The sequence below is a fragment of the Chroococcidiopsis sp. [FACHB-1243] genome (genome assembly GCF_014696895.1).
In the GTDB taxonomy this organism is placed as follows: domain Bacteria; phylum Cyanobacteriota; class Cyanobacteriia; order Cyanobacteriales; family Chroococcidiopsidaceae; genus Chroococcidiopsis.
Genome location: NZ_JACJQX010000013.1, coordinates 47,634 through 61,725, shown reverse-complemented (window position 1 = coordinate 61,725; position 14,092 = coordinate 47,634). Strand labels below are relative to the sequence as shown.

Sequence of the window (14,092 nt, the reverse complement as noted above, 5' to 3'; positions counted from 1 at the left end):
GGGAACACTTTTTCTGCTCGATCCGTCGTTTGTGTCTAATAGGTTAGCGATCTAGATTAGCCAAGACGCAGCAACTCGCTCGAGCGGTTGTTAGTGTACATACCAATAACAAATGATTAATGACCAATGACCAATGACAACCCCAACGAGATTTTCCGACTCAAATTGGGTTGACATGTTAATAATTGTGAGATTGGCTATAGTTTTGTTGATACTCGATCGCAAAAGATAATAAAAAATTTGAGCGTTAATTAAAATTTTCTAAAATAAACGACAGCATCATGCTGACCGTGACAAATCCCTGGAATTATGGCTGTAGTCAATAGTAGAGATGACTATAGCGAGGTGGGAGTGGCTGTCAACAGCAAATAACTTCAGGTCAAAATATCTTCAAATAGGCGATCGCGACTCAAACTCTAGCAAAATTTAGTGAATTATTCGGCACACTCAACCTGGATCGAACCAGAACCTTGAGGTAAGGTAGAGGCGTGTCTATCACTGATGGCTGCGATCGCCCAACTGCTAAAGTTTGGGAGTAAGTACCTGCCCTTGGCAAAAGTTGTCGTGCCAATTCCGCAAATCTGACATGCTCGCCAGTAGCCTTTTACTTTGTCATGCTGTTACGTGCTGCAAGCGGACACTAGAAAACTGAATATTTACTGAATATAAAAACTAAATTCTATAGACCATAAACCATAAACTATTTATCTATGATTAACCCTGAAGCGCCAAATAAAGCCGTATCCTTGCCATTCGGAAAAGCTAAGCGCCGTAAGTCGTGGTTGGCAGGATTCATGACATTGGGATTGCTGGGCAGTGCTGCTGTTACTTTTGCGATCGCCCGTACCCAAACCCCTGAAATCGACCTTGCCAGTCTCCAAACAGTAATGGTCGAATCTCAAGACTTAAAAGTTCAAATAAAAGCCAATGGTCTAGTTCAGGCAGTCAGAAAAATTAATCTCAGTCCTAAAGATGCAGGGCGAATTGAGGAATTGTACGTCGATGAAGGCTCTCAGGTGAAAAAGGGTACGCTCATCGCCCGGATGGACAACGAAGAATTTCAGGCACAAGTTAAACAATATCAAGCAGGCTTGGCAAAAGCTAAGGCAGAACTAGCGAAAAAGCAGACTGGCAATCGTCCCGAAGAAATCGACCAGGCTAGAGCTGAATTAGCAGAAAATGAAGCCCAAGTCCGAGAAGCGAAATCGCAGTTAACGCTGCATCGGGAAAGCGTGCAGCGCAAACTCAAACCAGCGAAAGAAGGGGCAATTTCTCGCGACGACTTAGACCAAGCTTTGACAGAAGAACGTACAGCTAGGGAAAACCTCGACCGGGCGATCGCGAGTTTAGCAGTCGCCAAACACGAGTTGACACTGCGAAAGAAGGGGTATCGTAGCGAAGAAATTACCCAAGCTGAAGCCGAAGTCGCTCAAGCCGAAGCCCAACTGAAGTACTACCAAACTCAACTATCAAACACTTTAGTCCGCGCTCCTTTTGCAGGCACGATCACGCGCCGCTACGCTCAACAAGGCGACTTCGTAACTCCCACAACATCTGCTTCTTCCTCGGATGGCGCTACTTCCGCATCGATCGCCGAACTCTCTAGCGGTTTAGAAGTAGAAGCTAAAATCCCAGAATCCAGCATTGCGCGGATTACCCCCAATCAGCCAGTAGAAATCCGTTCCGATGCCTACAATAAAACCTTTAAAGGTCGCGTCCGCACGATCGCACCCAGAGCAATTAGGGAAGATAACGTCACCTCCTTTCGCGTCAAAGTGAGCCTGCAAACAGGGCAAAACCAGCTCAAATCAGGCATGAATATCAAACTCACCTTCCTTAGCGACAAAATTAAAGATGCAGTTGTCGTACCCCTGACAGCAGTTGTCACCAAGAAAAACGGTCAAACAGGGGTATTTATGCCAGATCGAGAAGGACAGATCGAATTTCGCGAAGTTGCTCTAGGCGCGAGTAGCAGCACTCACGCTCAAGTGCTTGAAGGCGTGAATCGAGGCGATCGCGTCCTGATTACCCCTCCCCCCGGTCAAGCCATTCCTGGCGTAGATGAAGAGTCTAGGAGCTAGGAGTAAGCTGTGGTAGGCGTTGTCCACCCTACTACCAATTACCAATTACCAATTACCAATTCTTCATGAATCCCATTGAATGTATCAAAATGGCAGTTGCTACTCTGACGGCTGATAAGCTGCGGAGTAGCTTAACTATGTTAGGAATTGTCATCGGTAATGCTTCTGTGATTGCAATGGTAGGTATAGGGCAGGGAGCGCAGAACTACACCCTTAACAAACTCGATTCTTTTGGACCAAATCGATTGTTGGTGTTTTCTAGTCGTGACGATTCAGAAGGATTTATTTCCGAACAACGAGGGCTAGTGCTATCGGATGCAGAAGCAGTGAAAAACCAAGCATCAGCGGTTAAGTCAGCTGCTCCAGTCATTGAAAATAACTTATTAATTTCTTACCGTAACAATCAAACTTATACCCAAGTCAAAGGAACAACACCAGCACTGCGGGAGATTAGAAATCTCATGGTCGATCGCGGTCGGTTCTTTGATGCTTCTTTAATGCGTCAAAGTTCTCCCGTGGTCGTTCTAGGTGCAGAATTAGCAGAAAAACTATTCGATCGCGAAAACCCAATTGGTAAAGATATCCAGATTAAGAGTACTAGCTTTCAGGTGATTGCAGTCATGACAGCTAAGGGTTCTTTTGCCGGAGAAAATGAAGATAATGTTGCCTACATTCCCATCACGACAATGGCAACTCAAATTGATGGCAGAAGATCGGCGTTTGGAACACCAATTAGCCACATTCAAGTTGCGGCAAAAGATAAACACAACGTGCGAGTAGCAGCTTTTCAAATTACTAATTTGCTAACGCGATTGCATGGTAGAAAAGACTTTGTGGTCGTCGCCAACAAATCTTTTCAAGAATTAGTCTCGCAGGTGACAGGAGTGCTATCGCTGATGCTGGGAGCGATCGCAGGTGTATCGCTGTTTGTTGGCGGCGTAGGCATCATGAATATTATGCTGGTGTCAGTTACCGAACGCACACCAGAAATTGGCTTGCGCAAAGCAATTGGAGCAACTCCCCAAGCAATTTTGGCACAATTTTTAGTCGAATCAATTATTCTTTCAGTATCGGGTGGTTTAATTGGTACGGCGATTGGGATCGGTGGTGTGGCGATCGTTGGTGTATTAACCCCACTCCAACCCAGCGTTCCCATCGTCGCGATCGCACTAGCTGTAGGAATTTCTGGTGGTGTCGGATTAATCTTTGGCGTAGTTCCCGCCCGTCGCGCCGCTCAACTCGACCCAATTATCGCCCTGAAAAATAGTTAGTATGAGTGGTAATTGGTATGGTAATTGGTAAGAAAGTGGTGCGTGGTGCGTGAAAAGATGTCACTGATAACTGATAACTGATAACTGACACATGACTAATCTAAAAACTATTACTAAACCAGTTATCGTCCGCTTGGAAAATATCTCTAAGATTTATGGTTTTGGAGAAACAGAGGTGCGGGCGCTAGTAGATGTCAATTTAATTGTGGAACAAGGCGAATATTGTTCGATTATGGGCGCGTCTGGTTCTGGTAAGTCTACAGCTATGAATATGATTGGCTGTCTCGATCGCCCGACCAGCGGACACTACTATTTAGATAATTTAGATGTTGCTCAGTTAGATGATGCTGACTTAGCACATATTCGCAATCTCAAAATTGGCTTTGTCTTCCAACAGTTTCACCTTTTGCCCCAACTTAGCGCTTTAGAAAATGTGATGCTACCGATGGTTTACGCTGGGATCAAACCAGCCGAACGTCGCGATCGCGCTACAGCAGCACTCAAGCGCGTTGGTTTAGAAAATCGCCTGCACAATAAGCCCAATCAACTTTCTGGCGGACAACAACAAAGGGTAGCAATTGCTAGGGCGATCGTAAATCAACCAGTTTTGCTCCTAGCAGACGAACCAACCGGCGCTCTCGACTCGCGCACGACTCAAGAAGTCTTGCAGATATTTGGCGAACTCAATGCTAGTGGGATCACAATTATTATGGTGACGCACGAACCAGAGGTAGCAAAGCAAACTCACCGAATCGTTTGGTTTCGCGACGGTCAAGTCATCCACTCGCACCTGACTCCCGATGATATCGGTCAAGTTGCGGCTTCTTAGCGATCGGAAATTCTCGAACTCTGTGGCATGAAAAAACCCGCTACTGCGGGTTGCGATCGCAATTGCACAAAAATGCAAATCCCCAATTGTTTTTGCTACGTCAAATTTGTTAATAGCCCCATGTGCGCTTTTTTTAAGCCCCCTTTTTAAGGGGGTTGGGGGATCGAAAAACTGTGCCACTCATCAAAAGATCCCCCTGGCCCCCCTTAAAAAAGGGAGGAATAGTTGTAAATAAGAAACGTCTTACCGACAACAAATGACGAATGACAAATGACAAATGACAACTTAAAGACTAGAAGTTTTGCCTGTTTGAGCTTGTGTTTCTATAGGCTTAATATCGGTGTAACCCATATTACTTGAAATTGTGCGGAAGATCGAAATCTGATCTTCAAAATGGAGTCCTTCAGTTTGGGAGAGCAGATCGTTAATTGCTTCAGACGCTTGATAATTTGAAGGCATTCCAACAACAGTATCACCCATAGCTTGCGCCCAGGCATACCAAACCATCAGTTGATTATTTTCTTTCAACGCACCGTAGGCGTGAGAATAGTCTGTATTTTCTTTGTTGACAATTTGCCGCATAATTGCAAGCTGCTCTTCGTTTGACAATTGGTAAAAGTCTCCTAACAATCTTGGTGCTAGTTCAGGTTCGGCAGCAGTTGGTGCAGCTGGAGTGATTGAATCTCCCATCTTTTTGTAAACCAAATAAAACCAAGCCAACTTAGCGTCAGTGTCTAAGGCATCAAAAGCTTTTATGGTTTTTTGAGTCTCGGCAGAAAGTGCTTGAGACCGATCTGGATTGAAGCTTGATGTCATTGCGGATATCCTAGTTAATTTAAACTCTCAAGCTTAGGGTTATCAAAGTTGGGGGACGCAATTCGCCCTCCGAGAGAGATAGTTTTAATTAGCGGGAATTTATATCTTTAGTAGCAGAGACAGAAGCGACGGTAGAAAGAGAAGAGACAAGAGAAAAATCTATCTTAGTGGGGTTATGAGAGTAGGCGATCGCATTGATAGGATTGCCTCAAGACTTAAATAATTTTAATAGGAGTGTCCCATGCCAGAAGAAATTAAATCTAATCCGAATGAAACTCCTACACAAGATGCTCAGCTAGCAGCTGAGAATATAGCCACTGGTGCAGAAAAAGCGCCGACGGTGGATGTTGAGGCAGATTATGCCGCTGCCCAGCAATACAGCGTCAGCGAAATTGACCGTAAGGGTGAAGGTGCGATGGCAGCTGAAAAGGTGACTCAACCTGAATTTCAAGTTTCCGAGTCAGACGAACAGCAAACAGTAGCCAAGTCAACAGGAGATCCATCTGACTACATGGATATGGCAAAGGATGTAAATTCTCCTTCAAAGGAAATCAACCAGGAATCGAAGTCAACCGGAAATCCATCTGACTACATGGATATGGCAAAGGATGTGAATTCGTAGGTTGAAATAGAGAGGTGAAATAGAGACGTTCCTGCGAGCGTCTCTACGTGTTTGTCTGGGATAATATACCTCTTTGTTGCAAAACTGGACGGGCTGCTTGTCTGAGTTTAGGTAACTGTTTGGCAAATAATAGCGAGCCGATAATACAAAAACTTCCACCAATAATTAAAGTATTGGTAGCACCAATGCGATCGGCTGAAAATCCGGCAAATAAGTTACCAAATGGAACCATTCCTAAAAAGGACATAGTGAATAAACTCATGACTCGTCCGCGTTTATCGTCTTCAACAATAGTTTGAATGACAGTGTTGCTGGAGGAAATAGTCAGAATAGAACCTAGTCCGATTAAGGCTGACATAAGGGTGGATAACCATAGCATTCTTGATAGGGAAAAAAAGATAATTCCCGTGCCGCAAAGTGCCGGAGCTAAAGCAATGATTTTGCCCAAACCGACAACTGTTTTGCGCGTGCTTAAATAAATTCCTCCGCCAATTGCTCCCACTCCCGATGCTGCCATTAATAAGCCTAAAGTGCGTGCGTCTCCAGCTAGAATTTTGGTAGCAAATATGGGAACTAAGGTAATATAAGGCATTGCCATTAAACTAAATAAAGCCAGTAATAGCAAGGTCGAGCGGATCGGAGAAAAGTTGTAGGCGTAAACAAATCCTTCTTTCAATCTTTGCAATGGGTTGGCGGTTGTAACAACTATTTTCTTTGGTTTTAAGCGCATTGCCATTAAAGCCGCAATGACAGCAATATAGCTTACACCATCAATTAAAAAACAGTAAGCAGCGCCAATTCTCGCAATCAAAATTCCTGCGATCGCAGGTCCAACTAACCGTCCGCCATTAACTAGAGAAGAATTCAACGCGATCGCACTAGCTAAATCGTTTCTTTTCTCAATCATTTCTGGCACAAATGCTTGTCTAGCCGGAGCATCTACAGCATTAATTACGCCTTGAAATAAACTCAAAATAATAAAATGCCAAATATGGATCGTGCCTGATAGCGCTAATACTGCTAGCGCTAGAGACTGGATCATGGCTAATATTTGAGCAATAACTAAAATTTTATGTGTATTGAATCGGTCTACTAAAACTCCACCCCAAACGGCTAAAAAGAAGCTGGGAATTTGACTTGAAAATCCCACAATGCCTAACATCAGCGCTGAATTTGTGAGTTTGTACACAAGCCAAATTGTTGCCGTTTGCGTCATCCACGTCCCAATTAATGAAACCCCTTGTCCAAAGAAAAACAAACGGTAGTTTCTCGATCTCAAAGCAGGTACGATCGCAATATTTGCAGGTCTATTCATTTTTCATCTAGATTCAGGAAAGCACTTACTTTATTAAATAAATACTTTGTTGCTTCGGAACACCATCCAGAGAACCATTGTTGAAACATATTATGAGAGTATATTGCTACTAACAATTTCTCTGCTTCCGGCGATCGCTGTGTACGAGTAACAGTGGAGTTGTGAGTTTTTAGGAAAGATTGGCGATCGCTTGGTCAATTAACCTGGAAAATAGTTGGCGTTCTTCCAGAGAAAAGCCTTGCATGGCTTGCTCCCTCAGATCTAAAGCGATTGGAGGTAGTATATTTTCTAGTTCTCGACCAGCACCCGTCAGCCAGATCCGCCAAATGCGGCGATCGCGGGGGTCGCGTTCTCTGCGGATCAGTCCTCGTTCTTCCATGCGATCGAGGACTCCCGTTAAAGTCCCTCCTACCTGCTGCAATTTTTCCCCAATGCTACAAGTGGCTAAGCCATCTTCCTCCCACAAACAGCACAACACGACCCAGTGAAAGGGTGTCAGACCGAAGGGTTCGAGGCGTTCTTGAAATCTGCGGCTCCCCAACTGACCTAACAGCTTAATCCGGTAGCCAACGCTATACGGCGCTAAAATTTCTCGCAATGGCTCGGCAATTTTTCGTTCGGTAGAAGTAGGAGGCATTTCGGGCATATTTCGCATACGTAATATTATTTTAGCTAAATTCTTTTGAGTTTGACAATCTGTCATAACTGTCTCTAAAAATGTAACCACAAAGCAAGCGGGTAATTTCGTATAGCAGAGTATGGATTGTTGCATTTATTTTGTAGATTGTGCGTCTTGCTCGCACAAATATAACTTTCGGAGTAGTTTTGTGACTAGGCTTAATTCGCTAGTCGTGCTGGTGTCAATACAGTTTAGATAAGACGATCCCCCCTAGCCCCCCTTTTTAAGGGGGGAATCATAGCCCCCTTTGTTAAGGCGGGTTGGGGGGATCTCCGAGGCTCGATGCTTTGAACTAAAATGTATTGCTGCTGGTGTGACAGAAAACGATTCCAAACCTACGGAAGATTTAGAGTAAGTACAGAGTTCGGCGTAAGTTTACCTGGTGCAAAAAAACACGTTATCGTGCGAGATGGAAAAAATCAAAATAGCGCGATCGCAGTTATTCGTCAGGGAATTATTGCTGAAAAGACAACTCTAGGATATAATTGCCCGAATTCAAACTTTTGATTATGATGCTCAGAAGTCAGAGTCACTAATGCCACGATCGCCAGATCGATCCCGTTAATTTATCCAGGTGCAGCCTTGCCAGAGCCTTTGCCAGAGTCTTTAAAAACCAGCTCCGAACAGAGCGATCGCGACAGACACTTTCGTACCGATCATCTCAATGCCGATCTCAAAAAGCGTTCTATACGCGGCGGAGCAGTGACGCTGGTAGCACAAGCTTGCAAGTTTACCTTGCAAATGGGTTCCACAGTCATTTTAGCCCGCCTGCTAGCGCCGCAGGATTACGGTTTAGTCGGAATGGTGACTGCCGTAACGGGTTTTGTCGCCTTATTTAAAGATATGGGGTTGTCGATGGCAACCATCCAAAAGGCAGAAATTAACCACCGCCAGATTAGCAACCTGTTTTGGGTAAATATTGTCGTTAGCCTGTTACTCACTCTCGTAACTTGCGCGATCGCTCCCGTGGTCGCCGTATTTTACAACGAACCCCGTTTAACCTTAATTACCGTCGTTTCGGCAATTGGTTTTTTGTTCGGAGGCTTAACAGTCCAGCATCAAGCTTTGCTCAACCGCCAGATGCGGTTTACGGCTTTGGCAGCAATTGATATTGTTGCTATGGGTTTTGGAGTCGTCAGCGCTTTAGTTTTAGCCTGGTATGGAGCTGGATATTGGGCATTGGTAGTGATGCAAATTGCGATCGCGATCGGTCAAATGGGAGGTGCGTGGTTGCTGTGTAGCTGGCGACCTAGTTTGCCACAACGACACGCTAATATTCGCGAATTATTGAGTTTTGGCAGCCATCTCACGGGCTTCAACGTAATTAATTACTTCGCCCGCAACCTAGATAACATCTTAATCGGTCGGTATTGGGGTGCAGGACAATTAGGGCTGTACGCCAAAGCTTATGGCTTGTTGCTCTTACCATTGCAACAAATTAACGCGCCGATTACTGCGGTCGCGATTCCTAGCTTGAGTCGATTACAGGCAGACCCGCAGCAATTTCGCAACTACTACCTTAAAGCAGTCTCGCTGGTTACGTTTCTCACGTTACCTTTAGTTATTTTGTCGATCGCGATCTCTGAAGAAGTCGTGACGCTGATCCTCGGTTCTCAATGGCGAGAAGCTAGTTTTCTGTTTCGGTTTCTCGGTGTCGCCGCCATATTTCAACCGCTTTGCAATACGGCTGGATGGTTGTACATTGCCACAGGCAAAACAGACCGCATGTTGAAATGGGGTGTGTTTGCTTCTAGTTTGACAGTGGTATCGTTCTTTATCGGTCTGCCTTATGGAGCGCGGGGAGTTGCTTTATGCTATGCCGTAGCCATGCTTTTACAAGTCTATCCTTGCATGTATTATGCAACTCGCGGTCTAGCAATTACGACGAGCGATTTGTTCTCGGCGATCGCCCAATCGCTTGTTGCTGCTCTGATCGCGGGGATTGCCACAATAGGAGTTAAATTTGCACTCGATCCGATTTTACCAGTGTGGGGCATCGCGATCGCTTGCACGTTAGTGATGGCAGTATTGTACGTGGCGATCGTGTTTTATGTGTTTGGCAAGAAATCTTTTTATCTGTCCTTCCTGCGAGAATTTAAACAACGACGATGAAAGTAGCGACACCTTCTCGGTATACTTACCAAGTTCAAGAACGGGGCGATCGCGTGCGTCCCAACCGCTTTCACTCCCGCTATGCAATTCTCAAATTGCTGCTAGAAAAGTTACAGCACTTGGTTGAATCTGAGTTGCTCGTACCGGGAGAAAAGGTACTCGATTACGGTTGTGGTAACAAGCCTTACGAATCTTTATTTAAACAAAAATTCGACCTCTATATTGGAGCTGACTTTCCAGGTAACGATCGCGCTGAAATTGCGGTTGGTTGCCAAGGACAGCTACCAATTGCCGATGCAAGTATTGATTGCGTCCTCTCTTCTCAGGTTTTGGAACATGTAGAACAGCCTCAAGTCTATTTGAAGGAAGCTTATCGAGTTCTCAAGCCAGGTAGCGCTTTGGTGCTTTCGACTCACGGAATTTGGCGATATCACCCCGATCCTTGCGATTACTGGCGCTGGACAGCTGCTGGTTTGCAACGGGAGATCGTTCAAGCTGGGTTTGAGATCGTATCGGTGCAAAGTGTGTTTGGGATGGCATCTGCTGGATTGCAACTTTGGCAAGATGCTACGGAAGAGAAAATACCAGGTCGTTTGCGCAAATTCTACATCTGGTTGCTTCAACGGGCGATCGCTTGGATGGAATCGCGCCATCCCGAACAGTTATCTAACGATGCAGCAGTGTATATTATCCTTGCTAAAAAATCTAGAGGAGAGGAGAAGGTTTTCTCCCACTTGTAGCTTTTCCATCGCAGAATTTTACTGTATCATTTCAGCAAAAAAGGAGAAATTTAATTTTATGGTGGTTAGTCCAGTTGAAACTTTCTACAACAACTTTTCTCCAACTTTTATTCGGGACTACGTTTACGGTAACGAACGGATCGATCGCCAGCTAGAGTTTTTTACTAAGGCAATTCATCCAGATACGGCAAGAATATTAGTTATTGGTTGTGGTTCGGGACAAGGGACTCATTTTATTGCTAAATGGATAGCAAAAAAAGCTCAGATTTTAGCAGTAGATATTAGTTCGGAAAATCTCCGTTTGGCTCGGAGTTTATTTAGTCATCCTCGCATTGAATATCGCCAAGTTAACGTGGTGACGGAAGCAATTGAAGGAAACTGGGATGCGATTGTTTTACCTGATGTTTACGAACATATTCCTCTAGCAGCAAGGGGAGATTTACATCGTAAATTCAACGCTTTACTGAGTCCTCAAGGCAAAATTTTGTTTACGATTCCTAGTCCAGGAAAGCAAGCAGCACTCTACGCATCGGGTGAAGGTTTGCAAGTCGTGGATGAAGTTGTCACCCTAGAAGATTTGATCGAAGTAGGAAAAGCAGTTCAAGGAACGCTGACCTATTGGAGTACAATTTCTGTATGGAATACAAACGATTATATCCACGCGGTTGTCGAACGGGGCGCGGTAGAAATTGGCACGATCGCCCAACAGGATTATTTACCAATTAAAGGGTTCAGTTCTCTGCGCCAAAATTTGTCTTATCGTGGCTTAGTTACTCTAACAAATCTACCTGGAATTGTTCGGGTGACAAGATGGTGGAAGCTCCAACGAGTCCAAAAGTTAGTTGAGGGCGATCGCTCTTAGATAATAGAGTTGTTTCTACTTGGTTTTAGATGAAAATAGCCTTTGTCGTGCAGGAATTTCCAGCTTTGTCTGAAACCTTTATCCTGAATCAAATTTCAGGTTTAATCGATCTAGGACATGAGGTAGATATTTATGCCGTTCAACCGCGATCGCAAGATTCAAAAGTGCATCCAGATGTCGAAAAGTATGGCTTGCGATCGCGAACTTTTTATGCTGCTAAAATGCCCAATAATCGCTGGCAACAATGGCTGAAAGGATTGGGTTTAATCGCAACTAATTTTCACAAAGCACCTCAGGCGATCGCGCGATTACTCTATTCTGAATCTGTCAGAAAAGTTAGCCGACTTACGCTAATTTATGAATTAACTCCTTGGCTAAAACGTAGTAGATCTTATGATATCATTCACTGTCATTTTGGGATGAATGGTGTTAAAGCAGCTGTATTAAAAGAAATTGGAGCAGTTCAAGGGCGATTGATTACCGTATTTCACGGATTTGATATTACTTTTTATCTTCAACAAGTCGGCGATCGCGTTTACGATCGCTTGCTATCGACCGCAGATTTATTAATGCCAATTAGCAAACTTTGGCAGCAAAAACTCATGGAGTTAGGTGGCGACGAAAAGAAAATTGTCGTTCACCATATGGGAATTGATTGCGATCAATTTACTTTTAAAGTACGTCAATACAGCGATCGCACAGTGCGGGTAATTACTATTGCGCGTCTGGTCGAAAAAAAAGGCGTGGAATATGGAATTCGTGCTGTAGCAAAACTAGCAAAAGATTTTCCCCAAATAGAATATCAAATAGTAGGAGACGGCTGTTTAAAAGACGAGTTACAGAGGCTAATTCAAGAACTTAAAGTAACCGATAAGGTGAAGATACTAGGTTGGAAACAACAGCAAGAAATTACCGAACTTCTTGCTCAAGCTCACATTTATATGGCTCCCAGCGTTACAAGTAGAAATGGCGATCGAGAAGGTATTCCAGTCTCTTTAATGGAAGCAATGGCTTGCGGAATGCCAATTTTGAGTACCATGCATAGCGGCATTCCCGAACTCGTCGAACATGGTAGGTCGGGATTTTTAGTCCCAGAGCGAGATGCGGATGCTTTAGCTGAAAAATTGAGTTATCTGCTAGAAAATCCCGAAGTTTGGCAAGAAATGGGCGTAGCAGGTCGAGCCTGTGTGGAACAATACTACAATATCCATCGACTTAACGGACAACTCGTTGATGTCTATCAAAAACTATTAGGTGCTTGAGGACACAACATTTAGCTTTGCAGCAAGAGTAACGAGAAAAACTTCTGAATCGCGATTAGATATAATTCACCCAGGAAGAAGCAGAGAAATAGCATCGCGGCGCTGACAAAGATTGTCTAGGTTTTATCGGAACAAAGTAATAAAATACACGCAAAAAGATTTATGGCACTCGGACAACAAAGCTTCCTATTACCAGTTCCTACAGGTTCTCTACTCATACCTGAAACTGCGCCAGCCGTTACCTCAGATAGAGACTTTCAGACAAATAGAGGACAAAAAAGCTATTCGGTACGCTTTTCTCTGATAATACCAACATATAACGAAGGAAAAAATATTCGTGCGATTGTCAATATTCTCAGCAATCTGCTCGATCCAATTCTGCCAGAAGATTATGAATTAATCGTCGTTGACGATGATAGCCCGGATCGGACGTGGGAAATTGCTCAGCGCTTAATGATAGAATACCCCCAATTGCGGGTGATGCGACGGACTACAGAAAAGGGACTTTCGACAGCTGTGGTGCGCGGTTGGCAAGCAGCCAATGGAGAGATTTTAGGTGTGATTGATGGCGACCTACAACACCCACCGCAAGTTTTATTGAAACTCTTAGCTGCAATGAACGATGGTGCAGATTTAGCTGTAGCTAGTCGCCACATTGAAGGTGGGGGAGTGAGTAGCTGGAGTGCGGTACGTCGCTTTTTGTCAAGAGGCGCACAACTATTAGGCTTGATAATTTTACCGCAAGTCGTGGGGCGCGTGTCTGATCCCATGAGCGGTTATTTTATGGTACAGCGACAAGCGATCGCCGGAGCAGCTCTCAGTCCTGTAGGCTACAAAATTTTGATTGAAGTTTTAGGACGGGGAGACATTAAAGAAATTGCCGAAGTTGGTTACGTTTTCCAAGAACGGCGCGAAGGCGAAAGCAAAGTTACGTGGAAGCAGTATGTAGACTACATCAAGCACTTGATCGGACTACGAGTTTCGCGAGGACGGATCGGCAGAATCCGGCAAAAAATTAATTTCCCGATTGGCAGATTTATCCGGTTCGGTGCGGTTGGTTTTAGCGGGGTATTTGTCGATATGGCAGTTTTATATCTCCTCCACGATCCGAGTGGCTTGGGATGGGGTTTGACGCGGAGTAAAGCGATCGCCGCAGAAGCTGCTATTATCAATAACTTTTTCTGGAACGATGCTTGGACGTTCAGCGATATGTCCCGACAGCAACGCGGTTGGCGCAAGCGGATCAAGCGGTTATTGAAATTTAATATCGTCTGCTTGATGGGTTTGGTATTGAATATCCTATTATTGAATGTCCTCTACAACACTTTGCACGTTCACTATCAAATCGCCAATCTTCTCGCGATCGCGATCGTCACCTTCTGGAACTTCTGGATCAACCTCAAACTTAGCTGGCGCGTCACTGAAAGCGATAATTGAAGTCAGAAGTCGGAAGTCAGAAGTCAGAAATTAACATTCTGCCTCTCGCTTCACTGATGACTGCTC

General features: G+C 44.5%; 13 protein-coding genes. 10 read left to right on the top strand and 3 right to left on the bottom strand.

The genetic code is table 11. The features are described 5' to 3' along the window. The first annotated feature begins 710 nt into the window (after nucleotides 1-710). The 3 genes from H6G17_RS11825 to H6G17_RS11815 all read left to right on the top strand — a co-directional run bounded on the left by H6G17_RS11825 (nucleotide 711) and on the right by H6G17_RS11815 (nucleotide 4,181). Nucleotides 711-2,081: an efflux RND transporter periplasmic adaptor subunit gene (locus tag H6G17_RS11825; protein ID WP_192157287.1), complete on the top strand. Its 1,371-nt coding sequence runs from the start codon at nucleotides 711-713 to the stop codon at nucleotides 2,079-2,081. A 65-nt stretch (nucleotides 2,082-2,146) separates the two neighbouring features. Beyond that, entirely contained in the window at nucleotides 2,147-3,352 is a 1,206-nt protein-coding gene (locus H6G17_RS11820) for an ABC transporter permease (RefSeq protein ID WP_192157285.1), read from the top strand. Nucleotides 3,353-3,443: 91 nt separating this feature from the next. Further along, entirely contained in the window at nucleotides 3,444-4,181 is a 738-nt protein-coding gene (locus H6G17_RS11815; protein WP_199316663.1) for an ABC transporter ATP-binding protein, read from the top strand. A gap of 285 nt (nucleotides 4,182-4,466) precedes the next feature. Here H6G17_RS11815 and H6G17_RS11810 read toward each other — a convergent pair whose 3' ends face one another. Continuing rightward, the gene (locus H6G17_RS11810) at nucleotides 4,467-4,997 is read right to left on the bottom strand and encodes an orange carotenoid protein N-terminal domain-containing protein (RefSeq protein ID WP_192157283.1); all 531 of its coding nucleotides are present in this window, start codon (nucleotides 4,995-4,997) and stop codon (nucleotides 4,467-4,469) included. Nucleotides 4,998-5,238: 241 nt separating this feature from the next. Here H6G17_RS11810 and H6G17_RS11805 point away from each other — a divergent pair, with 241 nt between their 5' ends. Next, nucleotides 5,239-5,619 (top strand): hypothetical protein, encoded by a 381-nt coding sequence (locus H6G17_RS11805; protein WP_192157281.1) that lies wholly within the window; start codon nucleotides 5,239-5,241, stop codon nucleotides 5,617-5,619. A 43-nt stretch (nucleotides 5,620-5,662) separates the two neighbouring features. Here H6G17_RS11805 and H6G17_RS11800 read toward each other — a convergent pair whose 3' ends face one another. Next, on the bottom strand, nucleotides 5,663-6,934 hold the full coding sequence (locus tag H6G17_RS11800) for an MFS transporter (RefSeq protein WP_192157279.1): 1,272 nt from the start codon (nucleotides 6,932-6,934) through the stop codon (nucleotides 5,663-5,665). A 169-nt stretch (nucleotides 6,935-7,103) separates the two neighbouring features. Further along, complete coding sequence (locus H6G17_RS11795) at nucleotides 7,104-7,571, bottom strand: MarR family transcriptional regulator (RefSeq protein ID WP_106546265.1); 468 nt, start codon at nucleotides 7,569-7,571, stop codon at nucleotides 7,104-7,106. A gap of 339 nt (nucleotides 7,572-7,910) precedes the next feature. Between H6G17_RS11795 and H6G17_RS11790 the strand changes: the two genes are divergently transcribed. The 6 genes from H6G17_RS11790 (at nucleotide 7,911) to H6G17_RS11765 (ending at nucleotide 14,026) form a co-directional block, all read left to right on the top strand. Beyond that, nucleotides 7,911-8,120 (top strand): hypothetical protein, encoded by a 210-nt coding sequence (locus H6G17_RS11790; RefSeq protein ID WP_192157277.1) that lies wholly within the window; start codon nucleotides 7,911-7,913, stop codon nucleotides 8,118-8,120. Between the two features lie 75 nt (nucleotides 8,121-8,195). Continuing rightward, nucleotides 8,196-9,725 (top strand): lipopolysaccharide biosynthesis protein, encoded by a 1,530-nt coding sequence (locus H6G17_RS11785; RefSeq protein WP_192157275.1) that lies wholly within the window; start codon nucleotides 8,196-8,198, stop codon nucleotides 9,723-9,725. Further along, the gene (locus H6G17_RS11780) at nucleotides 9,722-10,465 is read left to right on the top strand and encodes a class I SAM-dependent methyltransferase (protein WP_192157272.1); all 744 of its coding nucleotides are present in this window, start codon (nucleotides 9,722-9,724) and stop codon (nucleotides 10,463-10,465) included. The genes H6G17_RS11785 and H6G17_RS11780 overlap by 4 nt, the downstream gene beginning before the upstream one ends. Before the next feature lie 58 nt (nucleotides 10,466-10,523). Then, complete coding sequence (locus H6G17_RS11775; protein ID WP_192157270.1) at nucleotides 10,524-11,327, top strand: class I SAM-dependent methyltransferase; 804 nt, start codon at nucleotides 10,524-10,526, stop codon at nucleotides 11,325-11,327. Nucleotides 11,328-11,356: 29 nt separating this feature from the next. Next, the gene (locus H6G17_RS11770; protein WP_192157268.1) at nucleotides 11,357-12,589 is read left to right on the top strand and encodes a glycosyltransferase; all 1,233 of its coding nucleotides are present in this window, start codon (nucleotides 11,357-11,359) and stop codon (nucleotides 12,587-12,589) included. 162 nt (nucleotides 12,590-12,751) lie between these two features. After that, a complete protein-coding gene (locus tag H6G17_RS11765) occupies nucleotides 12,752-14,026 on the top strand; it encodes a glycosyltransferase (protein ID WP_192157266.1) in 1,275 nt (424 codons plus the stop codon). Nucleotides 14,027-14,092 lie beyond the last annotated feature (66 nt).